Below are 23,273 nucleotides of genomic sequence, written 5' to 3'. Positions count from 1 at the left end.
TCTCCCCCCTTAAGCCTTATAGACCTTGCACAGGGATGAACGGGAACCCGGTGTGCCAAGATCTTTGTCATGGTATTTGTCACTGATGAGACAGTTCGCATTGGCAATATTGTCCGGATACCCCGGCAGGCCAAGTTCGGGACAGGCTTGCCACCAACCGTGGGGCAAAGCAATCACCCGTTGGTGAATCCCATCGGTGAGCTGGGCTTTCATCTTGATTTTTCCGTGGGGAGATTCAATCCAGACCTCCTCATTTTCCCCTATGCCTAACTTTTTGGCCGTTTCTGAATTGATAAACACTCTCGGCTCAGGGGCAAGTTCTCTGAGATAAGGGATGCCCCGGTAAGCCGAATGATAGTAATTGGGATAGCGGCGTCCGGTCGTTAAAATAAAAGGATAATCTTTGGCTACTCCCGGTTGGCTGTAAGGACTTTCCGCCGGTTCTTCATAGTCCGGAAGGGGATCGGAGTCCGTGGACTTAAAGATCAGGGAATAAATCTCCAGTTTTTGGCTTGGCGTCGGGAAACCGTTTTGTTCATAGCGTTTTTCTATAAAGGGTGTATTTTCAAAGATCCATTGCTCTTTTAATTCAGCCCAGGTTATTTTATAGGGCTCTAGTTGGAAATCAAATAATTCCTCATTGGTTTTCCAGGGCCACCACTTGGGGTCCAGTCTTCTGCCCAGCTCTCTCATAAAGGTAATGTCCGAACGTCTTTCATACAAAGGTTCCACCGCTTTTTGCTGACCAAAAAACCAGCGTCCGCACAATTCATCGGCAATATAATCTCTTTCCGTCCAATGAGCTGAAGGCAGGACAATGTCCGCCAGATTGGCCGTCGGGGACATAAAATAATCCATGACCACCAAAAAATCCAGTTTATGAAGGGCTTCCACCACCTTATTGGAATTTTCCGACCAGGAAATCGGATTCCCCTGGACGGAGATATAGGCCTTGATGGGATAGGGTTTGCCTGTGAGGATCGCATCCCAGACCTGGGTAGGATGGCTGTTGGGATAATGCTTAAAGTTGCTGAGTCTTTTTTGGGCATGGGACTCCGGCGGCATTCCGGCCAGACGCGGTCCTAACATTTCATTCCAAAAAGGCACCCACATATTTCCGCCGTAAACATCGATATTTCCGGTGATGGCCATGATCGTGTTAATGGCCTGAATGGTATGCTTACTGTTAGTGTGCTCTTCAATGCCCTGGAACACGGTGATAGCACCGGGTTTTGTTGTGGCATACATCCTGGCCGCTTCTTTGATTTTGTCAGTCTCCAGCCAGCAGAGTTTGGCCGCCTTTTCCGGAGGCATCGCAGCCGCCCGTTGACGCAGAATCTGCCAGGCTGTGGTAACCGTAATCTTTCTGCCATCCGTTAAGGTTATCTCTTGGGTTATATTCAGGGCAGGACTTGCTGTGGTACTGCCAATGGGTTGAGGGGAATGGGTCATCTCATCCCAAATCATCAATTGCCCTTTATTGCCTTCCTTCTTAAAGGCTGCTTCCGTAATGGGATCCAGGGTTTCCGCATCGATGAGCATGGGGGCATTTGTCCACTTTTTAACAAAGTCGTGGTCATAAAGATCCTCTTCGATGATGACATTAATCCAGGCCATGGCCAAAGCACTGTCGCTGCCCGGCCGCACGGGAAGAAAATGATCAGCTCTGGAAGCCAGGGGATGTTCATAGTTGGGATCGATGACAATAATCTTGGCTCCCCTATTGCGGCTGCGGCCCACCTCTCCCGCTGAAATCGTGGCTTCGGTCCAGACCAGGTTGGAACCCCAGAATACCATACATTGGCTGCGTTCGAAATCACACCCGTCCCAGATGGGCAGCATGCCGAACATATACAGGGAAGTGGTCATAAGGGGCAACAAACAGATATGGGCCGGTGAACACCAATGATTGACTCCCAGGGTATTGCCCAGCCGGTGGTTCCATTGGTTCGTCCCTCTCCCGGTTCCCTGTCCGAAGACAACCGATTCCCCGCCGAAATTTTTCTTATACTCTTTCAGGCGTTTTTCTATGGTATCCATGGCTTCATCCCAGGAAATCCGCTCCCATTTGCCCTCCCCTCTTTTGCCAACTCTTTTCAGAGGATAATTTACCCGGTGGGGGTCATTTAAAATCTGGACCGCCGAACGTCCCTTGGGACATAAGCGGCCCTGGTTGCGCGGGTCTTCCGGATTTCCTTCAACTTTAACCAATGTTCCGGAGCTGTCCACGTGGGCGAGAACACCGCATTTGGCGTGGCATTCAAAGCAATTGGTCTTGACAACCTTGCCACCGTCTGGTTTAGGAATTATGGATGCCGGCATAGTTAATCTCCTTTCTTTCTCCACTCTTAGCGATTTTAGGTTTTAATACTTTTGAGATGGCTCTAAAAGCACACTGAGGCATACATTGGCCGCACCGGATGCAAATTTCTTCTTGGATGCGGAGAGGACCATGTTCAGGCCGAAGGATGGCCCCCGCAGGGCATGCATCCAGGCATTTCAGACATCGTTTACATCGATCGGAAATAATAGTATAGGACCACCACACAATCATTTAAATTTTTGACTCCCTTCTAAAAAATGTTTGATTTGATTTTTTGACCTTTCCTATTTTCTTGGAGAAAATAAAAAGGGAGCATAAATATAAAGGAGAAATCCTTGCTATTTAATGCTCCCTGCGGTCTTCCGCTCGGGAAAATATTAGGTTTCTTTATGATTAATCATTGGAGTTTATATCAATTTCACCTGTTTTTTCAGAGACTCTATTAAAACAGGATTGCCGTTTTGCACTTTTAAAATGATCTCCCCATAAGAGAGTTCCCGACAAATCTTCTCGATTTGGCTGAACTTGCTGTTTTTAACCTGTTCCAATTCCTTCCGTATTTCAATGATGTTCTGATAGGGTTCCAGATAGCGTTTAATCATTAAATACAATTCCTGACTCAGGGTTTCATTCTGCAAGTCATCTTTATTCTGCAAACTATCTTTATATTGAAGATAGGCTTCATTTAAAAGAGTCTTGCTAGTCTGAACCGATATTCTGCTTGTTTCATCGACATTTAAAGCTTCGGCGATAACCCGGTTGATCGATTTAAGGTAAGAATTCAGATTCGTGTGATTGCGGTCGATTGTACTTGAACCCTCTTTCATTTACAATCCCACCTCTTCTTACGTAATAGCTAAAGGATTAAATCCCCACTCCATAGATATAAATATCCACCATCTGTTCCGCCAGCTTAGGAATATCCGTCTCCTTTTTGTTAATCACATGCCGATAGGCTATCCCTTCTATACCTGAAAGGATTGATTCGGCCAGGATCTCAACCGCTACGCTTGTTCTCAAAAAGCCATGGCTTTGTTCCTTAATCAATATTCCCATCAAATGTTCAAAAATATGCTGCCTGGTTTCTTCAAAATAAGGGGATTTAAAGTATACTGCCTTGGAATACTCAGGGTCCTGGGCCATGAATTCAATGATTTGAATCCACCGGTTTAAAATATTTTGCTTATAATCCTTCTCATCTTCGATATCAAATTTATTCGCTAACCGTTTTTCCCACTCCGTCAATAACTCTTTAAAAATGGCGTCCTTACTTTCAAAATAAATATAGAACGTTCTTTGGGAATAACCGGCGGAAGCCACAATATCGGATATTCTTGCTTTTTCAAATCCTTTTTCTGAGAATTCTTTAATCGCAGCCTTTAAAAGCAGTTCTCTGGTATCCGGTCTTTGCTTTGGTTTAGAACTCAATTTGTTCTCCTTACTATTATTAATTTTTTCGATCATTTCGAATTGAGTAACTCGCGAGTAGGTAACTGAGGAGTTAGTAACTCATCAGTTACCTAAATTATATCTCCCTTTTTCATATAAGTCAATAAACATAGAAATTAAAAAACGGGATCGCTATTTAGCGCTATTCCGTTCCTGTCTCCACAGTTATTTGTAGATCATATCATGATGTTCTGGGTTCTTTTCCATTTGTGCCTTTGCATAAGGGCAAATGGGATTGATCTTTTTATTTTCCTTCCGCGCCCAATCCACAAGTTCTTTAAGCAGCAGTTTACCAATCCCTTGACCATTTAGCTCTTCGGAGACATAGGTGCGATCAATGATAATAAGATGATCATCGGAAAGAACATATGTCATTTCTGCCAATGGATTCTCCTCCGAATCCCCTATATAAAAACTTTTCGTTCCTTTTTTTATTTCTAACATTGGAACACCTCCCAAACATAGTATGACCGACTTATTTCTTCATTTCCACCACAAGAAAATGCGACGTTTCCAGTGCTTTTATTTTGATATCTTCTTCTGTGATCTCCAAGGCATCTCGCATATTCAAAACGATACTGTTTATATCAGAACTTCCTTCTATCTGCACTAAATAGGCCTGTCTGTCCTTACCTACTTTAAAATCTATTTCCTGATCCTTATCTAATTCCAAGGCAAATAAATTGGAATCCTGATTGATTTTTATGGGAGCGTTGCCTTCTATAGAAGAAACAATATGAAGCCATTTGTTTTTCCTGTCATTCCAGTCAAATAGATAGTCCCCATAGTTTGGCTCACAGCCTTTCTTATTAGGGATAATCCATATTTGAAGAAATCTTAATAGCTCTTCTCCAAAATTGTGCTCGCTGTGCAATACTCCTGTCCCAGCGCTCATATACTGGACATGCCCCCGGGATAATGTTCTTTTATTGCCCATGCTGTCACCATGGGTCAGCTCCCCATTCACAACATAGGATACAATCTCCATATCCCGGTGGGGATGGGTATCAAATCCTGTACCTGCCTCTACCAAATCATCATTGATGACTCTCAACGTCCCAAAATTAAGGTTGGATGGGTTATAATAGTCTGCAAATGAAAAGTGAAACTTACTTTTCAGCCAGCCTAAATCACTGCTTCCCATTTTAGTATGATCTATTCTTTTTAACATGTGAATGTTTCCCTCCAATGTTTCATTCTTTATTCTCCCCTTATGCTATAATAGTATCAAAAACAATGCCTGGTACAAGTATGCACTTTTTAGTAGGATACTATATAAAAGGAAAGAGATAGAATGGGTAACAAAAACGAAGTAAACTATAGCTGCCCCATCGAATACACCATGAATTTAATAGCAGGCAAGTGGAAGTTGGTTATCTTATGGCATTTGTCTCAAGAGAAGGTTATGCGCTACGGTGAAATCAAAAAATCTCTGAACAACATCACCCATAAAATGTTAAGCCAACAGCTTAAAGAACTGGAAGCAGACGGCTTTATCCATAGGAAAGCCTATTCACAGATACCCCCTAAGGTTGAGTACTCTCTTACCAGTTTAGGGGAATCGTTTTTTCCCATCTTGGAAAGTATAAGTAAATGGGGCAAACATCATTTCAAAGAGAATGAAAAATAAATCTATACAAGAGGTATGTTATGCTCAATTTGAAAATTGACGATTCAACAAGGTTAATCGGCAAGATAAGACTGGGGAATAATGTTTATATCGCTCAGGGTTCCATTCTCCGTTCCATCAATGATTCCATAACCCTTGGCAATTCGTCATGGATTCTTGAAAATTCCGTCTTGATCGGAACACCTGAGCACCCATTGAAAGTAGGCGGTAAGACTATTTTTGGTCATAAAAGTATCGTTATTGGCGCAGAAGTCGGTGATCTATGTGAAATCGGAAATGGTGTTATTTTTCTTCCGGGCTCAAAAATAGGGAATATGTGTATATTCGGAGAAGGAACCATCATTCCGGAGGGTTGTGTTATTCCTGATGAGTCTGTAGTTGTGGGAAGACCAGGCAAAATAATAAGAAAGCTGACTCAGGAAGATAAAAATATGATCTCCAGAATGAGAGGCAACGATATTTCACTGAGCACCTACATAGAACATATCATCCATAACGAGGCAAAGGAAAGTGAAAAAATGGGGAAATTATATGAATATGGTGCCAAGTATCCCATAGTCTCTGAATCTGCTTTTATCTATGATTCAGCTGAAATTACAGGGGATGTTACAATAGGGCACCATTCATTAATCGCTTCAGGTGTAAAAATCATTGGTAACTCACACGGTCCTGTAAGAATCGGCGATAATGTTCAAATACTGGAAAACTCAGTCTTGCATTTATTGCCTGACAATGAATTGATTATTGAGGATAATGTCACTATTGGTCCAGGCTGCATCATTCATGGCACAACGATTGGTTCAAACACTATCGTAGAGTCCGGCTCAATCGTTTGTGACTACAGCAAATTAGGCAAAAATACCTTGGTTAAATCCGGCAGCCTGGTTAAACAGAGAAGTGTTTTTGATGATAACCAAATCATAGAAGGCTTCCCTGCCCAAAGTATCGGCGAAAATACGAAAATCCAGAAAAGACCTCCTTGGGCATTAGCATAATAATACCGGACAGGCTACTCTGCGACAAATAAGCCAGAGTTTTGTTTGGGCAAACAAAACTCTGGCTTTTATCATAGGCTATAAGCGTTTAGATTACTTTTCAACTTCAGGGAAAGATCCATAATAAACCGTCTGAGCTCTATCCAAGCGTTTATAGTGATTTGGATTGGGCGATGACTCGTGGCTCGGATACCCTAGCAATAGCAATACCACCGGTTCAATATTTTGTGGAATTCGAAACATTTCTCTTGTGACTTGCGGATCGAAGTGTCCCACCCAGGTGGAACCGATGCCTAAATTATAGGCCTCCAGCATCATGTGGGTTGCGACAATGCTTGCGTCAACCTCCCCGCTGTCTTTGTTGTCAAATGATCTTTTCCAGCTTTCATTTTTATCATAACAAACTAACAAAGCCAATGTCTCCTGAAAGCGATAGGGGATACAGGGCTTTAGTTTAGCCAGATCTTCCTCGTTTTCAAGAACGAGTATCCGTTGCGGCTGACGATTTACCGCAGTAGGCGCCACCCTACCGGCCTCCAATATTAAGCTTAATTTCTCTTCCACAATCCGATTGGTGCTGAATTTCCTTACTGAATATCTGCTTTTTGCTAATTCTAAAAAGTCCATACCCTGAACCTCCAGTTCATTATCGAAGCTAAATTGACTTTACATGATAAATTGTATATCTTATAACCAGAAATACAAGTATGAACATTTTTGTTATATACTATCCCTTTTGTTAGTAATGAGGTTCAATCATGGATTTTGAGAGTAAATACGGCAACTGTCCGATCTACTATACCATTACGAAAATGGACGGCAAATGGAAATGGCTGATTTTATACAAATTATACAAGCTAAACATCATACGCTATAACAAATTGCGGGATGAATTACAGCCCATCGCCCATCGGACACTCAGCAACCAGCTTAAAGAATTGGCAGAGGATGGCTTAATTCATCGTGAGCAATATAATGAAGTCCCTCCCAAGGTGGAGTATTCTCTCACTGAAAAAGGTAAAACCCTTATTCCCATTCTGGAATTGATGTCTGAATGGGGCCGGAATTCTATGAAAAATAATTAAATAGAAATTTCCAGTCCGGCGCCCACTTCATTGACATTCAGTTTATCCATCATTTTGGCCTTGGCTTTCAAGGATACACAATGACAAGGATAGAGCTGTTCGATATGGCGCTCCTCAAAATAATGGATTGTTTTCATTAAACGCTCATCCGTCTCAAATAGGTGAAACCCTCCCAAAACACCAAGAATTCCATGGTCTTCACAGACCTTTGTGGCATACTCCACGATATTGCAAATTCCTCTATGAGAGCACCCCGTCAATATAAAAAGTCCTTTTGAGCTTTTACATACCAGTGCCGAATCGTCCATAACATAATCATCGTACCATTCCTGACCCATCTTCTGCTTGCCTATAGAATTATTGATTTCAAAATCAATAATCTGGGGAATTTCACCAAGAAACAGGCAATTTTCCGATAGGGCATAGGGCTTAATACTCGGGTGATAATGCATCTTCTTTTGAATTTCTTTTTCTGTATAAGGTGCTCCAATGTATTCCTCCCCATCGTACTTAGGAATAAAACAATGGGGATGGGCAATTAAGCTCACCTTTGACATATCCATGCTTTCATTTAGAATTTTCAATCCGTTGGAATGATCATTATGTCCATGGGATAAAACAATATGGGTGAGTTGACTCAAATCGATTCGCAAGGCTTCAGCATTTTTCAAAATCACTTCTGAATATCCCGTATCAAACAGGATACGCTTATCATCAATCTCCAGATAATAGCTTACCGCCGGCTCACCCAAAAAATAGTGATCTATAAGGGTGTTATTATCAACCAATATCTTTAGTTTCATCTCTTTCCCCCTTTCATCGTTCCACACACTGGACAATCATGCAAGGAAAGAGGGATCTCCAATCCACATTGCTCCAACAATTCCCCATTTTTTAAAATCTCTGACGTTGTGCCGCTCGCCGCAACTTCACCGTCTTTTATAATTAAAATACGTTCACATGTTTCCAAGACCATATCCAAATCATGGCTGGTTATAATCCTTGTCTGATTAAAACCGTTCAAGATGTTAATCAATCTGCGCCTTGATTTTGGATCTAAACCTGTTGTGGGTTCATCCATGATCAACGTATCCGGCTTCATTGAAAGTACACTGGCGATTGCCGCAGCCCGTTTCTCCCCACCCGAAAGCTTAAAGGGCGCTCTTTCTATCAAATGAGGTATACCAACCATGGCCAACGCTTCTTCGACTCTGATTTTAACTTCCTCTTCGTCCAGATGATAATTTCTAGGTCCAAACGCTACATCATCAAAGACAGTGGTCATGAAGAGCTGATCATCCGGGTCCTGAAACACCATCCCTACTCTCTGTCGAATCGTCGATAACGTTTTTTTCGTGACGGTAACATCTCCGACTTTCACTTCCCCCTTGTCAGGAAAAAGAACCCCCATAATCAACGACAAAAGCGTCGATTTTCCAGACCCATTCGCGCCGATGATGCCCACAGATTCACCCCGATAAATTGTGAAAGAAATATCCTTGATGGCTTCATGACCATCCGGATATGAAAAATGAAGGTTTTTTACTTCAAGTTCATGATCACTCATCGATTAACTCACCTCCCAAACAACGAACCGATCATTACAGGTATATCGTAGACTCTTGCTATAATGAAAAACAAACTCCAGGCTCCTAGATAGATACTATCCTTAAATAAAATGTTAGATTGGCATCCCATAGGATACTCTCCCTCAAACCCCCTCAGCTTCATAGAATCATAAACACGTTGAGCTCTATCGAAGGTACGAAGGAGGAGTTGTCCGGCGAAAGAACCCCAATCTTTCAGCCGGATCCCTTTCTGCCCAGGGGCACGCAGGGAATAAGCCCTCATCATTCTTGCGAGTTCCTCCATCAAGACAGAAATATACCTAAATGTCAGAAGCAGCTGCAGCACGAAAACACTCGGCACTTTCAAAGCTCTCAAAGCTTGCGCGATTCTGTCCATGCCCGTCGTTGCTACTAAAATCAGGGATACGGTTACAGTCAGTCCGCATTTAATCATGATCGATACAAAAGTAATCCACCCTCTTGGATCAAACAGCGGATTCAGAATCCCAATACCAATGATTAACGGCTCCACCATAAGCAACCTTTTAAAGATCGGCTTTGCCGGTAATTCTGCCAGAAGAATAAGGATCATAGGATAGAACACAAACGGTAGAAGTCCGCTTATCTCGTATCGATCAAATGACACAACAACAATCAAATAGACGATTGTTGTTAGAATCTTTATGACTGGAGGTATCCTGTGTATGGATGTGTCTTTGCGAGCCAAGTCATCCAGTAGTCTTACATTATAGATCGAATCCACAATTTTTGACATATCACTATTTCCTTCTCCTAATCGAAAAGGGGCGGTCAGTTCCGCCCTCCCCCCTTCATTTATTACCCTTCAATCTTCGGTTCTTCTTTTTAAATATACTTATAAGCAAACCAATCAATCCTGCCAAGCCAAGAGTCAACGCTCCGCCCACAATTCCAGATATACTGGTTCCTGCATAACTGTTTGAATCCGCTTCACTTGCCGACTTAAAACTATAATCCGGTAAAAATGCCGTTTTGCTTTGTATATTGGCCAATGTATCATAGACACTGTCTGAAACTTCTAACTCGGCTGTTCCAGCAGTTCGTTCCATGGACCATTCCAACCCGTCCGGATCTGAAGATGCAAACCAGGATACAAATCCACCAATAATGAGCGCCCCTGCCAAAATCCCCGTCAGTACCTTTTTGATTGAGATATTGCCAATGGGGTCGCCTGCGGCATTGCGTTCAAGGATCTCCGGCCGTGCCTTCCAAACAAAGGTTACGATCGCCGCTGTCACAATCCCCTCAACAACTCCAATTGCTAAATGGATCGGCTGCATCAATAGGATAAAAGTATGAAAAGGCAATTCTGTTTTCCCAGAAAACAAGGTCTCCAACACAACACTAAATGCGCCTAACTGCAAACCAATAATAGCTGAAAGCATCGAAGCTCCAACTATCCTGCCGGAAGTAAGTTCTTTTCGAGTCATCCACTTGTAAATCAGAGGATACGCTATAAAACACGTATAAAATCCAAGGTTGAATACATTGCATCCATAGGCAAGCAGTCCTCCATCTCCGAAGAACAGCGCCTGTATAAGTAAAATAGAAGCCATTGTTAAAAATCCCGCATAGGGGCCAAGTAAGATCGCCAGCAGCATACCACCCCCAATATGACCGCTCGATCCCGTTGCCGGTATCGAAATATTAATCATCTGGGATGCAAATATAAAGGCGCCCATGACTCCCATCAAAGGAACTTTTTTGTCGTCCAAATCATTTTGGACTTTTTTGATTGAGTAAGTGGCTAGGCCAGCGGTGGCAACCAGCATTATTCCACCAACCGCAGGTGAAATCAGAGCATCTGCCATATGCATAATCTCTTTCTCCTTTTTCATAAATTTGATTATTACAAAGGATATATGATGTTTTATCATGCCACAAGCCTGTATGGGGGATAATTAATGCATTATTTATCTTTATTGGGAATTTAAGTATGCCATCTAAGCAAATCGGGGTATTTTTCTGTAAGGTATCCCCCGGATAGGGATATAGGGCTGAATCTTCTATTACCTGTTTGCCTTCCCAGTTATTTGGTCAATCTCTATTTTAACAACACATGTATCTTGAATAGACCTGTCAATATATTTTCCCCCCTGCTTTTCATAGCCCGAGGAATATTTATTGATAAGTCCAATCAGAGCTTTCTTTTTTTCATCTTCATCGGCAATAAAGGCTCTTCCAAAGATTAACACGCTTTCATACTTTGAAGTGAATTTTTCAGGAGCCAATTCGGTTTTTCCTACAACACAAAAGGAAATCTTATTATTCAGTGCTATGTTATCCAGCTTATGGCCTTCAATTGCGCAATGGAAATATATCTTATCATTGACATAGACGTAATTTAACGGAATGGCATAGCTGTAGCCATTTTCACCGTTTGTAGCCAAAATTCCATATTCACCGTTAATCAGCAGTTCCTTGGCTTCCTCAAGTTTTAATTGTCTTTTTTTATTTCTTATCTCTTTAAACATAATTTCTCGTTTATCCAAAAAAGGATTCTCCTTCTATAATTATCGTATCGTTATATCCTAATAAGATTTATTGTAGCACAGATAGATAATTTTCGTTCAAAAAATTCAATCATTTCAGTATAAAAAAAAACCCGAGGATGCATTTCCCCGGGGTATCCGAAAGGAGGATAGGTATTATTCTTCTTTATCATATCACTTTAAACTGAATTGGGCCTGATTCTTGACTGAAAATGAGCTGAAAAATTACTGTATACTATTAAAAAAGAGCGTCCTCACTCCCACTATATCGTGAAGGAGAGGACGCTGACCCTCGTCATCTTAAGAACTAAGTAATCCTCCTAAGAAGCCATTGACTGCTTCCTGGAAAGCAGCGGGATTCTCAATATGGGAATTATGTCCTACGCCAGGGATAATTTCTCTCTTTATTTGGGGGTTTAGCTTAATAAAGTCTTGCCCAATTTTCTTATACTTCTCATCGTATTCCCCATTGATGTACAGAGTCGGTATAGACAAATCCGTGATTTGATCTTTTAAACAGGGGAATATCCCTTGTCCGCTTCCCAGCAGAGTATTGGCAAGTCCATGAGGTGCATTCTGCAGGCGTCTTGCGTTGATTTTAGAGCGGATTTCTTGGGGCAATTGATTTTGGGAAGCAAAAAGATCGAGGTTAGACCAGTACTGGTTAAACCACTCCACCCCCTTTTCTTGAATCGCTTCGGCTAGCCAAACATCCTGTTGCCGCCGCCGAGCCCTACTATCCACATGGCATACACCATAAGATGAACTCTCAAGGATCAGCCCTTGAACTTCCGACGGATAAGCTAACCCATAGGCTAAGGCAATACGTCCACCCATGGAATAGCCCAGCAAAAAGTACCTTGTGAATCCTAAATGGTCAATCAGTTCATGGAGATGCCGTAGAAGGTTGGGCAAGCTATAAGGTTCAGGAGAATGGGGCTTTTCGCTGTGACCATGTCCGATCAAATCCACAAGCACCATTTGACAGTCATTCAGTTGAATAAATTCCCAGGTGCTTAAGTTTTCGGCAAAACCATGAAAACAGATTATCGGTTGCCCAAAGCCCTTTACTTCCGTGTAGTATTTAAGATTTTCAATCGTAATTAACCTACTTGTCCGATGTTGTGGATTAGTAATACGCGCTGAATCTTCTGCAAAGACTCCCATGTTGTTCCCTCCGAAATTAAGAATTCGTATCTGTGGAAGCTTACTCCTTGCGGGAAGTCGTTTATCAACTAATAAACGGCTGTTTTTTCATTTTGCAAACCTTTGATACGCCCAGTATGGGACATCATTATCCCGCCAACCATCGGTAAAAATGACATAAACGCCCCCCGATAGGCGTTGCAGTACCGTTCATAGGTCTTCGGAGTAGCCACATCCAGTAAGCGAAGTTTTCCCTTCATATGAGGAAAACGTGCTTCTATTGCCTGAATGACCGCTTCTCCAATTCGCGATTTTTCCCGGCGATAGGACTTGGGATCTTCAGCAAGGGCATCCCATCGATCATAGTCGGAATGAAATTGGTTAATGCTGCAGATCATCAAAGTGCATCCATCCGGGGCAAAGTCCGGTTCATAGCCATAATGAGTTTTTGTTAAATAATTTTACGTTATTAATTTAATACTCTATAAGAATATCTCCCATGTATACCGCTTTTCCCGATATACTAACATTGATTAGTGAGTTCTTTTTTTCCACGTATACCCTGACTATTCCCTTCCGCCCTATCTCATTTCCCTGCTCTATGAGAAATTCCGCTTGATTAGAAGGTTCAATATAGGATATATAGTAAGCGCCCATTACCCCGGAGGCAGTACCTGTAACCGGATCTTCTATGGTTCCTGAATGTGAAGCTGAAAAATGCCTGCCATGCATTCTACACGTTTTATCGAATGTATCCAGACATACCGGATGGATTGAAGCAGTCGGTATTTGAGTTAAAATCTCTTTAAATCTTCTATTGTCCGGCTTCATACGTAAGAAAGCATCGAGCTTCTTAATCGGGAGAATTAAAGTCCAGATACCTGTGCTCCCATAAACAACTGGTAACTCCAAAGCAATATCCTCACTTAATAGTCCAATAGAATCTGCCAACTGGTCTAAATCCCCGTGAAACTCCTTAAATTCAGCCGGTGCTTGAGTCATTTTAATCTCCTGTTGTTCATGATCATAATGAACATTAAGGATTCCTGCCAATGTCTCGATGCTCAAATCCCTTGAGGACGTAGTATTATTTCTTTTCATCAGTCCAAAAATTGATGCAATAGTACCATGTCCGCATAAATTCATTTCATGCCCCGGCGTAAAATAGCGTATGCGCAAGTCTGCTTTATTTGACTTTAATAAAAAAGCGGTCTCATTAAAGCCCACTTTTTTTGCTATACTCTGCATCTGCTCTTCAGTCAGCCTGTCTGAATCAAAGACTACCCCTGCGGGATTCCCTTTGTTAGGAATATCAGAGAATGCCTCATAGTGAAGAACATTTATTATATTATTTTTTTCTAACAAACTCTCATCCCCTTTTATCATTCATCATAAGCAGCTCCTTCTTTAGGATGCATAGACTGTACCCACAGCCCATGCCGGCTGCAAAAGCCATAAAGTTTTCCGTCACGTCCCATAACCGGAATATAGATATTGGCACTCTGCTCCGGATAAAGTCGTTTTAAGAGAACCATATCGGGTCCCACATAGGCGATAAATCTGATAAAATGTGATTTTTTCATTTCATGATCCATGGATATATAATTGTAGATATCGATTTCCTCTACGGTCATCACATGATGCTCCAAGTGTTCCTTTGGCACCAGGGGCACCAGCTTTCTGCCGCAGCAGGAAATCGATGCTTTATTTGAGCTGGTTAGGACATTGCCGCAAGTTGGACAGACATAGAAGCGTATTCTGTTGATGTTCCCATTATCTGGCCTGTTGGGATCAAGTTCCCCTTCCAGCATCTTTTCCATATCCGCTCCTAAGACCTCGGATAGTTCTGCCAAAAGGGAAATATCCGGACATCCAAGTCCACGTTCCCATTTTGAAACAGTTTTGTTGCTGATGTTTAAGGCATCAGCAACATTTTTTTGGGTAAGGCCCCGTTCTTTGCGCAGATGTAATATCAGCTTTCCTACTTTAGCACAGTCCATCTTTCACTCCCCCCTGTCGATTGAACTTGGACTCATAAATAACGTGTGATCATGTTTACCAATTGTGTGGGCAGATGATTCAAATTAGTAATATCCAAAAATCGGTCTTTCCCGTAAATCTGACTGATTATATCCTTATCCTGCCCAATAGCAGCCGCTATAAAAGTGATTCCCTTCCGGCTATATTCCTTTATGGTATTTTGCACATCCTCGACAGCAAAGCTGCCGGTATAATCAGGGGTTGCCTTCGGCTGCCCGTCACTGATGCTTATTAGCAATTTGGTCTGCTTTGGGGCGGTCAGCAGCTTCTCGGACAGAATCCGTAACGCCAGACCATCACGGTTATTGCTTCTGCCCTGAATATGCATCAAGCGAAAGCGGTCATCGGCTTCTTTTTTCGAAAAGTCACTGTATGCGTAGACCGACATTTGCTCCATTTTTGAGCGGTCTGCCGTATCACCATAGATCAGCAGAGGAATATCACACTGCTCGCAAAATTCGTATACAGCAATAGCAGCACCTTTCGCTGCATCCAGCCGTCCAAATGCAGACATGGACGCCGATTCGTCAATCCGTAATGCCACCGCCAGGGATGGAGCTTCCTCCGGAGGCCGCTTCTTGGCAAAGTAGCGAAAATCCTTTGAGGCTATGCTTTCGGCATGAAATCTACTTCCATAAACATGGTGCCTGGCAAAATCCACCGCTACCTCATGCTCCAATAGTGGCTTTGCTTTTCTCACAAGCTCCCGGATAACCGGCATGATCTCTGAAGACAGCCGATAGTATTCTTCTCTTTGCTGCAAGATAGCCTCAGGACGGTGAACAATAGGCTTAATCCCCTGATGGATTGTCCCGACCAGTGTCTTGCGGGCATCCTGGTTCAATTGTTTCCGGAACTCCTGCTTTTTGCGTTTATCTTCCTGGTCACAGGAATTCATTTGATGGTAGTTTGGGTTTCCGTATTCACCCAAATCAGAGTTTCGGGTGTTTTGTGTTTCTTCCGATACTTTATTTGATTGTCCCTCACTGTTGGCAGACTTCCTCAGCATGACAGCATTATCATCCTTTTCCGGATCATCCTCTCCGGAAGTCTGGCCGTCATCCCATATACGGATTTCTATGACGTCGGAATCATGTTTTTTTTTACATTTCTATTACTATTGATATCATTCAGCTCTGAAGTGATGCCTTGTACGTTTAATGCTTCTTCCAAAATACGAATTTCGTCCGGGTCGGTAGTGATTTTATAAATTACCTTATGATAAAGAGACTCTTTTACATCAGCTCCATAAGCAACAGCATCGATCCAGTAGAAATAGGAGCGCATGCCCGCCACACCTTTTATGGCATTTGCCCTCGCTGTCTGATCAAGCACAAAAATTGCATTTGCCAGCACAGACAAAACATACCGGTCTGTATAGCCTGTTTTTGCAATAGCCCGCTCTATCATTACCTCTATAGAGGGCATATCCATTCTTTCAGCGTGCTGAATACGGTCACGTAAGGCTTCATTCAAGGGGCGGCAACCATTATAGCCCCTGTTTGTGGTAATCACCGCAATAAAATCGGGATGCCGATGGATAATTTCAGTCGGCAAATTGATGATCCCATCGGGTTCCAGTGCCGAATTTAAGGCCATCAGCATTGCCGCATCCCGGATTACTGTTGGTTCCTGTATCTCTAAAAGATAACCGTTCCGGAATGCCCGAACAATTTCAGAAGGGTAAAAACGGTATTTGACATTTTCCGTCTGCGGCAGCTGTTCAAGGACTTTTACCATCTGCCTTATTCTAACCCCTGCCTGCTTCTCCGTGATGCCAAGGGTCTTGACTAATATCCCGACAGCAGCAGACAAATTGTCACTTTGATATAAAGCCTTGAGTGCTTCTTTTTCTTCACGACCCATACTTTCTTGCTGTTCATCAGATAGAACCGGCAGAATTGCGCCGATGATATCCGACTTATCCATATCGGCAAAGCAGGTCACTTTGGTATAAGGCAGTCCGAAGTTGGCGGACAGGGCTTTGGCCAGTTGCGTTTTGCCTGAGCCGGCATCGCCTTCTAAAAGTATATTGGCGATTTTCATTTCACCTTGATTCCAGTTACGCTTTACTTCATTACAAATTCTGATTTCTTCCTCACTGTCCTTATGAGAGGAGGGCTTGCACCAAACAAGAGTCTGCTCTTCTTCCGATAACCTTCTGCCAGGAGACAGAAGCCATTGATCCATTCTTAAATCCTCCTTGCCCTCTCCATATTTCTAAGGTAGCGGTTACACATTCCTTCCAATTCCTTGGTGTAATCTTCTTTTTCCTTATCCTTTTCATCATAAGGCAACACTTCCAAAACCCCAGTTTCAAAAGCAGATTCCCCATATTGATTCCACAACTTCTGCAATTCAGAATTACGGTGCAGATTTGCCCCCAGCTTAAAACAATTGCTGTTGATATAGGCTTTAGTATCCTGTGAAAAACCAATAAAGCTTTCCTTTGTTGGAATACATAGAAACGAAATGATCCCCATCTCAGGTTTCCTATATTTATACTTCATCAGAAGTTGTTTTTTTCTGTCCATTTTTTTCACCTCATAATCAGCATAATCCTCTAGTTTCAAATAGACAATCCACGTTCCGTAGACTATACAATGTGGTCTGCTGATTCAGGATGTTCCACTCTTTATTTCGAAAACAAAAAGAGCATAGTCACATAGCTATGCCCAAGCAACTCCAATTTTATTGAATAGCGACAGCCTCAAACGTAATCATCTGTTCAGAATCTGATGGATAGTGTCCCAATCTGTAATCTGAAGAAATCATAATATCTTTAAAACCTATACTTTCAAGTACTAATCGAAACTCTTCCACTCCATACCAGCGCAATGGGAAATATTCCAATTCTGTTTGCAGAAGTACCCCTTCACGCCACTTTTCATATCGTCCATGAGAAATAGTATATTGATTTATAGAGTCGACTTCCACAATTTTGTTTTCTAATGTAATGATATCACCATTAGAACACTTCCAAGTTTTTGTAGAAACTGTACCTATTGAAAAATCCGTTTGTAAAAATATATCAACAATTAATCGGCCGCCATTCGATAAATGCTTAAAAAAGTTTTGTAATGCTTTTATTGAATCTGCTCTTTTATGCAGCAGAAGAAATGTTCCCGTCGGCACGATAATCGCATCATATTTTGCATCTTGTGAAAAAGACTCCATCTTGGCCTCGAAAAGTTTCGGATTCAGATCTCTTTTCCTGCAATGATTATGACATATATTGAGCATATCTTTTGAACTGTCAAATCCAGTAACATTTAATCCTTTTTCTAAAAGTGGAATTAATATACGGCCAGTTCCTGTTGCAGGTTCAAGAATAGGCCCTTCACACGACTTTAATCGATTGGCATAAAATTCTACATCTCCAAAAGAATGACCGATAGGCTTATCCATATCATATACTTCAGAAGATAATCTGCCATAATAGCTCAGCATCTTTTTATCCACCTTTCTGTCCCAGTTGCGCCTGTTTCGCAGGTCATCACGGCCTTTCCTCCCGGATTATGTATCAGCAATTTTGCTGTTATCTATTGAATCACCAAACATATGCTCCTGTTTAAGATAATATTTTAAGGAAGCAGTCAAAATCGAGCTTTCGTTATAACAATCAGAGAATATGGTCGTCTTGTTCTTTCCGCTGCTTTTGGAATTATACATAGCCTTGTCCGCTTTAACTATCAGCTCCTTAACCGGAGCCGCACCTTCAACCAAACCGATACTCAGCGATATTTTCAAATTTCCATAGTGCTTCGAAAAATCAAGGGCATATACCCTATTTCTTATCCTCTCTGCGGCTCCATATACCTCATTTATCTCAGCATTTTCAAATATAACAACAAACTCGTCCCCGCCAAACCTTATTCCTTTTGCATTACTGCTTAATTCATCTTTAATACATTCTGCCACAGATTTTAGGATACTGTCCCCCACTAAATGGCCGTGAAAGTCATTAATTGATTTAAAATCATCTATATCCATGAACAGTAAAACTAATTTTCTATCGGTTAACTCCGTCTCTTCCATACAGTAATTGTCAATAAAATATTGTTTATTAAACAAACCTGTATGTTGATCAATTGACGTTCTTTCCATCAGCATTTCTTTTTCCTGCTTTAGTTTTAATGTTGCAGCGGTTATATCGTTGATCATCAGTAATTTTTCAGAATCCTGATCCTCAGGATCTATTGTATGCTGTGTGATAGAAAGGTACTTTTCCCGACCGTCAGCTACTATAGTTACCTCATACTGTTTATAATTAACTTCAAAATCATACTCTTTTATAAAGTTAGTAATTTTATCCCCTGATTCTATATCTTCATTCTGCAATATTTCTCTTGCCAAATTATTAATACTGATAATTTTAGAATTTCTATTGACTATAATAATTCCATCATTGGAGTTTAAAAATAATTTTCTATAAATATAGTCAGACTGTATATTCAAAAATTTACACTTTATTATTGAGACAAAAATATACATTACAAAGATAAGAATTGCAAAATACATTAGAAACAAATGCGTATCCAAACCAAACCAGGTCGGCAGAATGTATTCAGATATTATAGAAATCAAGCATGCCAAACCAGTACCGATAAATAAATTCCTTAATTGGGCTTTCAATTTACAGTCCTTTGTTAATCTATAGTGCTGTATAAGAAGAAACAAGGCAAATATAGCCGGAAGGCTGAATATCAGAGACATGACAGGCGCAACCACCGGAGTATTTAAGCGCCAGAATGTGGGGTCTGAATAATCGATCGGAAACAGATATCTGGATAAAATAGTGAGGGTGTTGATTGTTACTGCTATATAAAATAATCGATCTAACTTTCTCTTAATAAACTGATAGACAAACAGTAGAAAAGCAATGGACATATTCAACATACTGTAAAAATATAATGTTTTGATGATCAGTCCGAACGTTGAAATATCATCACTGCCATTGCTTATACTTAAAATCATCCACACAATGATTACACTTAAAAAAACTAAAAAAGCCTGATTGATTTTATCTTTACTTTTGTTTAAATAGACAAAACTCCAGATAAACATCATAATACCATAAACGATTGAAAATATAATATATTGCAACATTCGGACTCCCCTCCCTTTGCTGCTAAAATGTAGTCCATCTGTCTCTCATCTAATCCATTATAGACTTACAATGATCAAGATTAAAGGCATTCCACATGTTTTTTATATCTCCGCCCAGTTTAGGCAACAGTTCTTTCCTTGTGCATTGATTTCTTTAAAATCGTCTATGTCAATCAACAAATAGGCAATTGGCTCCAATCAAGGACGCAAATAGTATTCTGATATTATCCGGGAAACCATAGGCTGTTGCTCCAATAAATATGATGATACAAACAATAAGTAAAGCGGTGTAATTGTTTTTCAGTATCATGAAAGCATAAACAATGATAAGTGCGCCTGTCAAAAGATGACCTAAAATAAGAATGAATAACATTGTCGCCATGTTAATGTTGAAAAGGATCATCATTTTCAACATTTCATTGCTAAAGTCATGAACTCAGTCTTTTCTTGACATTAGTCGGTATGATACTGCCAATTCCAGTCACCGTGATAGATCATTCGCTTATTCATTCCGCCATCAATCGTGATGGTTTCCCCTGTCAGAAAATCATGATTGCAAAGATACATAACCATGCTTGAAATATCGTTTGGATTTCCGACCTTACCTGCCGGGATGGCAGCTTTATCAGTTTGAGTGTAATCCTCCTGTGCACTAACATTGATCCATCCGGGTGCGATACAATTAACCAACACATCAGGACCTAAGGAAATGGCCAAAGCATGCGTTAAAGCAACGATACCGCCCTTTGCACTTGCATAAGCTTCGCTATCAGGTTCAGATTGAAAAGCCCTTGAGGACGCAATATTGATAATGCGACCACGGTTTTTGATGAGTTCATCTTTACACAGGCGGCTTAATTCATAGGGCGCTTTTAGTCCTACCGACAGCACATAATCAAATCCATTATAATCCAAGTCGGACAAAATTCCGTGATTGCCTCTACAAGCATTGTTTACTAGTACATCAATTCTCTGCAGCCTTTCCATTGCAAAATCAACAAACTCTTTCAATCTTTCGGGGTTGGCGACATCACCACAATAATAAAACAAATCTGTATGTTGAGCCGCGAATTCACTAGAATGTTTTTCATCAAAGTCCATAAAGCAGACCTTATCGCCTGCCGCTAAAAAATCCAAACAGATTTGTTTTCCTATGCCATGTCCTCCTCCGGTTAGGATAACACCTCTTTGCATATGACGTTTCTCCTCTCATTAATGGATGATTAGTTACCTATTTGCACTAACCTCCAAAATCAACTATATATAAATGAAGACCCTTCCCATATCACGGTAACCAGCAAAAAATACGGGCGATTTTCTAAAAGTATTGCTTATCATATTTTATCAAATCACGAGGATGCTGACGAGTGTATCAACGATGCTTATCTTGGTGTATGGAATGCCATCCCGCCCCAAAGGCTCAAAAAGTGATCGGAGATTGCGACAATTACTATAAAAATAACATTATGGGACTTCTAAGCCGATAGCAAGAGGAAGCCATCAATTTGACAACTTCCTCTTAATAGTTACATGGATAATCTCAGATGATATGATATTCCTTCAATAGCTTCTCGATATCGGTGCCGCTCACTTTTTTAAGGAGTGTTTTGAGTGCCAGTTTTTCGATCAGGCGTTGATCCATCTCCGTGATTTTTTTGCCGTCGCGCAGTTGGACGGTCGCATTCAGCAAATCACGGATGTCATAGGTGCTTCCCCAGACCTCCGGCACAGCGCGGTCAATATTTAACAGAGTGTAGACAGCTTCCATACCGGTACGGATAGAGTATTCCGTTGTAAAGATGGTATCCCGTACCGTTTCGGCAAACTGCCCAAGGAATGCAAAGTTCGCGCTACCCTGCGGTACAACGGCAGGACGATCTCCCACGCTGCGGGGCATGAAAAAGGCGGTGATATAGGGCATCATGCAGGGCACGGTATTGGCGCTGTGTTCTGCCATATCCTCGATCAGGTTTTCAGGCACTCCCATATGGTACAGCCATTCCATGCAGATCTCTTTACCAGTGCACTCACGCATGGTCTTTTTCACATAATTACCGGGTTTGTCGCTGAACAGTCCGTAAATCCATCCTACCAGTTGATCCTTGGGCTGGCTGCGGAACTGAGGCTGACGGTTAAATGTCCAGCTAAGGAGCCAGTTGGAGTCCTTAGCGGTGACGATACCTCCGGTAACCACCTTGCCGCTGAAAGGATCACGTTGGCAGATTTTCCGGATATAAGGAGGAATACGGTCATCCAGCGTCGTCACGGTCGCGGACATCCAGTTGCTCTGCTCCGGGTCATAGCAAAATTTGTCCGGGTGTCCAAAGGCTGGGTCCTGTGCCGCGATCTTACGCCACATATCCCAGCCCCCGCCTTCCTTAATCTCCCTATTGAAAGGGGCGGGATGATTCTGGTCACCCAAGGAGGAATTTTCAACACATCCGCCATTGGTGATAAAAACCAGATCATTTTCGGTAAGATCGATGTTTTCCTTGCTGCCATCCCGGATGACTGCAATGCGTTTGGCAATCTTTTTATCCTTCTGGATGTCGAACTCCACATTCACGACTTTGGTATTGTAATGGAACTGAACATTATTGGCTTCCAGATATTTGATCATCGGCAGGATCATGGACTCATACTGGTTGTATTTTGTGAAGCGAAGGGCAGTGAAATCCGGCAGACCGCCTACATGGTGAATGAATCGCTTGATATAGAGCTTCATCTCCAGCGCGCTGTGCCAGTTCTCAAACGCAAACATGGTGCGCCAGTACAGCCAAAAATTTGAATTCAGGACTTCATCATCAAAGATCTCATTGATTCGCTTATCATATAGATCTTCATCCGGTGTAAAGAAGAGCTTCATGATTTCCATAGCTCCCTTGTCAGAGAGGCCGAATTTACCATCGGTGTGAGCATCTTCCCCTTGATTGACGGTAGCCCGCATCAGCGAGAAGTTCGGGTCGCGTTTATTGAGCCAATAGTATTCATCAAGGACGCTGACCCCTTCAGTCTCGATGGATGGAATAGATCGAAACAAATCCCACATACACTCAAAGTGGTTGTCCATTTCACGGCCGCCGCGCATCACATATCCCAGGTTATCATACTGGTAGCCATCGCAGGCGCCGCCGGGGATCGGGTCCTTTTCAATAATGTGAACCCTTTTCCCGCTCATTTGTCCATCGCGGACAAGGAAGCACGCTGCTGCAAGAGCAGCCAGTCCGGAACCGACAATATAAGCGGATTTATGGTCGACTCCTTCGGGCTTTTCAGGGCGTGCGAATGCTTCATAGTTTCCACTGGAATAATACATAGTCATACCTCCGTCTGTGTTGTTATTTAAGCTTCTTGTGTCTTTAATTCTATTCTCTATAACCAAATTTACTATAATCAA

Annotated in this window: 27 protein-coding genes; 4 read left to right on the top strand and 23 right to left on the bottom strand. The window is 41.8% G+C overall.

The window, feature by feature from the left end; all coding sequences use genetic code 11:
* Window positions 1–9: 9 nt before the first annotated feature.
* The 6 genes from DESPCE1_RS0107230 to DESPCE1_RS0107205 all read right to left on the bottom strand — a co-directional run bounded on the left by DESPCE1_RS0107230 (window position 10) and on the right by DESPCE1_RS0107205 (window position 4,943).
* A complete protein-coding gene (locus tag DESPCE1_RS0107230) occupies window positions 10–2,322 on the bottom strand; it encodes a molybdopterin-dependent oxidoreductase (RefSeq protein ID WP_014793443.1) in 2,313 nt (770 codons plus the stop codon).
* A complete protein-coding gene (locus DESPCE1_RS0107225; RefSeq protein ID WP_019849985.1) occupies window positions 2,300–2,554 on the bottom strand; it encodes a 4Fe-4S binding protein in 255 nt (84 codons plus the stop codon). The genes DESPCE1_RS0107230 and DESPCE1_RS0107225 overlap by 23 nt, the downstream gene beginning before the upstream one ends.
* A gap of 176 nt (window positions 2,555–2,730) precedes the next feature.
* Entirely contained in the window at window positions 2,731–3,150 is a 420-nt protein-coding gene (locus DESPCE1_RS0107220; protein WP_014793442.1) for a DUF2292 domain-containing protein, read from the bottom strand.
* A 37-nt stretch (window positions 3,151–3,187) separates the two neighbouring features.
* Complete coding sequence (locus DESPCE1_RS0107215; RefSeq protein WP_014793441.1) at window positions 3,188–3,751, bottom strand: TetR/AcrR family transcriptional regulator; 564 nt, start codon at window positions 3,749–3,751, stop codon at window positions 3,188–3,190.
* A gap of 186 nt (window positions 3,752–3,937) precedes the next feature.
* Window positions 3,938–4,216, bottom strand: a complete 279-nt coding sequence (locus DESPCE1_RS0107210; RefSeq protein WP_019849984.1) for a GNAT family N-acetyltransferase — start codon at window positions 4,214–4,216, stop codon at window positions 3,938–3,940.
* A gap of 31 nt (window positions 4,217–4,247) precedes the next feature.
* Window positions 4,248–4,943 carry a pirin family protein gene (locus DESPCE1_RS0107205; protein ID WP_019849983.1) on the bottom strand — a complete coding sequence of 232 codons (696 nt, stop codon included), beginning with the start codon at window positions 4,941–4,943 and terminating at the stop codon, window positions 4,248–4,250.
* A 123-nt stretch (window positions 4,944–5,066) separates the two neighbouring features.
* Between DESPCE1_RS0107205 and DESPCE1_RS0107200 the strand changes: the two genes are divergently transcribed.
* Together DESPCE1_RS0107200 and DESPCE1_RS0107195 are read left to right on the top strand one after the other, a co-directional pair.
* Window positions 5,067–5,402, top strand: a complete 336-nt coding sequence (locus DESPCE1_RS0107200) for a helix-turn-helix domain-containing protein (RefSeq protein ID WP_019849982.1) — start codon at window positions 5,067–5,069, stop codon at window positions 5,400–5,402.
* Window positions 5,403–5,422: 20 nt separating this feature from the next.
* Window positions 5,423–6,397, top strand: coding sequence for a DapH/DapD/GlmU-related protein (locus DESPCE1_RS0107195; protein WP_019849981.1), 975 nt, complete (start codon window positions 5,423–5,425; stop codon window positions 6,395–6,397).
* A 93-nt stretch (window positions 6,398–6,490) separates the two neighbouring features.
* On the opposite strand, the gene DESPCE1_RS0107190 is transcribed toward DESPCE1_RS0107195, so the two are convergent.
* Entirely contained in the window at window positions 6,491–7,024 is a 534-nt protein-coding gene (locus DESPCE1_RS0107190; protein WP_019849980.1) for a nitroreductase family protein, read from the bottom strand.
* Between the two features lie 131 nt (window positions 7,025–7,155).
* Here DESPCE1_RS0107190 and DESPCE1_RS0107185 point away from each other — a divergent pair, with 131 nt between their 5' ends.
* A complete protein-coding gene (locus DESPCE1_RS0107185; RefSeq protein ID WP_014793435.1) occupies window positions 7,156–7,482 on the top strand; it encodes a helix-turn-helix domain-containing protein in 327 nt (108 codons plus the stop codon).
* On the opposite strand, the gene DESPCE1_RS0107180 is transcribed toward DESPCE1_RS0107185, so the two are convergent.
* From DESPCE1_RS0107180 to DESPCE1_RS0107105, 15 genes are all read right to left on the bottom strand, one after another.
* On the bottom strand, window positions 7,479–8,285 hold the full coding sequence (locus tag DESPCE1_RS0107180; protein ID WP_019849979.1) for an MBL fold metallo-hydrolase: 807 nt from the start codon (window positions 8,283–8,285) through the stop codon (window positions 7,479–7,481). The genes DESPCE1_RS0107185 and DESPCE1_RS0107180 overlap by 4 nt on opposite strands.
* Window positions 8,282–9,049 carry an energy-coupling factor ABC transporter ATP-binding protein gene (locus DESPCE1_RS0107175; protein ID WP_019849978.1) on the bottom strand — a complete coding sequence of 256 codons (768 nt, stop codon included), beginning with the start codon at window positions 9,047–9,049 and terminating at the stop codon, window positions 8,282–8,284. The genes DESPCE1_RS0107180 and DESPCE1_RS0107175 overlap by 4 nt, the downstream gene beginning before the upstream one ends.
* 8 nt (window positions 9,050–9,057) lie before the next feature.
* On the bottom strand, window positions 9,058–9,825 hold the full coding sequence (locus DESPCE1_RS0107170; protein ID WP_019849977.1) for an energy-coupling factor transporter transmembrane protein EcfT: 768 nt from the start codon (window positions 9,823–9,825) through the stop codon (window positions 9,058–9,060).
* A 55-nt stretch (window positions 9,826–9,880) separates the two neighbouring features.
* A complete protein-coding gene (locus DESPCE1_RS0107165; protein ID WP_019849976.1) occupies window positions 9,881–10,906 on the bottom strand; it encodes an energy-coupling factor ABC transporter permease in 1,026 nt (341 codons plus the stop codon).
* A gap of 192 nt (window positions 10,907–11,098) precedes the next feature.
* Complete coding sequence (locus DESPCE1_RS0107160) at window positions 11,099–11,581, bottom strand: pyridoxamine 5'-phosphate oxidase family protein (RefSeq protein ID WP_019849975.1); 483 nt, start codon at window positions 11,579–11,581, stop codon at window positions 11,099–11,101.
* A 300-nt stretch (window positions 11,582–11,881) separates the two neighbouring features.
* A complete protein-coding gene (gene menH, locus DESPCE1_RS0107155; protein ID WP_019849974.1) occupies window positions 11,882–12,748 on the bottom strand; it encodes a 2-succinyl-6-hydroxy-2,4-cyclohexadiene-1-carboxylate synthase in 867 nt (288 codons plus the stop codon).
* A gap of 68 nt (window positions 12,749–12,816) precedes the next feature.
* The gene (locus DESPCE1_RS0107150; RefSeq protein WP_019849973.1) at window positions 12,817–13,125 is read right to left on the bottom strand and encodes a hypothetical protein; all 309 of its coding nucleotides are present in this window, start codon (window positions 13,123–13,125) and stop codon (window positions 12,817–12,819) included.
* A 76-nt stretch (window positions 13,126–13,201) separates the two neighbouring features.
* The gene (locus DESPCE1_RS0107145; RefSeq protein WP_019849972.1) at window positions 13,202–14,113 is read right to left on the bottom strand and encodes a PhzF family phenazine biosynthesis protein; all 912 of its coding nucleotides are present in this window, start codon (window positions 14,111–14,113) and stop codon (window positions 13,202–13,204) included.
* Entirely contained in the window at window positions 14,110–14,727 is a 618-nt protein-coding gene (locus DESPCE1_RS0107140) for a helix-turn-helix domain-containing protein (RefSeq protein ID WP_019849971.1), read from the bottom strand. The genes DESPCE1_RS0107145 and DESPCE1_RS0107140 overlap by 4 nt, the downstream gene beginning before the upstream one ends.
* 32 nt (window positions 14,728–14,759) lie before the next feature.
* The gene (locus DESPCE1_RS23205; protein WP_242835373.1) at window positions 14,760–15,776 is read right to left on the bottom strand and encodes a nitric oxide reductase activation protein NorD; all 1,017 of its coding nucleotides are present in this window, start codon (window positions 15,774–15,776) and stop codon (window positions 14,760–14,762) included.
* Window positions 15,777–15,844: 68 nt separating this feature from the next.
* The gene (locus DESPCE1_RS23200) at window positions 15,845–16,957 is read right to left on the bottom strand and encodes an AAA family ATPase (protein WP_033422384.1); all 1,113 of its coding nucleotides are present in this window, start codon (window positions 16,955–16,957) and stop codon (window positions 15,845–15,847) included.
* A gap of 2 nt (window positions 16,958–16,959) precedes the next feature.
* A complete protein-coding gene (locus tag DESPCE1_RS0107125) occupies window positions 16,960–17,301 on the bottom strand; it encodes a GIY-YIG nuclease family protein (RefSeq protein WP_019849970.1) in 342 nt (113 codons plus the stop codon).
* A gap of 157 nt (window positions 17,302–17,458) precedes the next feature.
* Window positions 17,459–18,217: a class I SAM-dependent methyltransferase gene (locus DESPCE1_RS0107120; RefSeq protein ID WP_014793425.1), complete on the bottom strand. Its 759-nt coding sequence runs from the start codon at window positions 18,215–18,217 to the stop codon at window positions 17,459–17,461.
* Window positions 18,218–18,283: 66 nt separating this feature from the next.
* Window positions 18,284–19,876, bottom strand: coding sequence for a diguanylate cyclase (locus tag DESPCE1_RS0107115; RefSeq protein WP_019849969.1), 1,593 nt, complete (start codon window positions 19,874–19,876; stop codon window positions 18,284–18,286).
* A gap of 453 nt (window positions 19,877–20,329) precedes the next feature.
* The gene (locus DESPCE1_RS0107105) at window positions 20,330–21,070 is read right to left on the bottom strand and encodes an SDR family oxidoreductase (protein ID WP_014793422.1); all 741 of its coding nucleotides are present in this window, start codon (window positions 21,068–21,070) and stop codon (window positions 20,330–20,332) included.
* A 39-nt stretch (window positions 21,071–21,109) separates the two neighbouring features.
* On the opposite strand from DESPCE1_RS0107105, the gene DESPCE1_RS23975 reads away from it, so the two are divergent.
* Complete coding sequence (locus tag DESPCE1_RS23975) at window positions 21,110–21,307, top strand: sigma factor (RefSeq protein WP_084813888.1); 198 nt, start codon at window positions 21,110–21,112, stop codon at window positions 21,305–21,307.
* 109 nt (window positions 21,308–21,416) lie between these two features.
* Here DESPCE1_RS23975 and DESPCE1_RS0107100 read toward each other — a convergent pair whose 3' ends face one another.
* The gene (locus tag DESPCE1_RS0107100; protein ID WP_019849967.1) at window positions 21,417–23,192 is read right to left on the bottom strand and encodes an oleate hydratase; all 1,776 of its coding nucleotides are present in this window, start codon (window positions 23,190–23,192) and stop codon (window positions 21,417–21,419) included.
* Window positions 23,193–23,273 lie beyond the last annotated feature (81 nt).

The organism is Desulfitobacterium sp. PCE1, from assembly GCF_000384015.1.
Lineage (GTDB): Bacteria > Bacillota > Desulfitobacteriia > Desulfitobacteriales > Desulfitobacteriaceae > Desulfitobacterium > Desulfitobacterium dehalogenans.
Note: the sequence above shows the minus strand (reverse complement) of the source record. Positions and strands in the feature narration are given on the sequence as shown.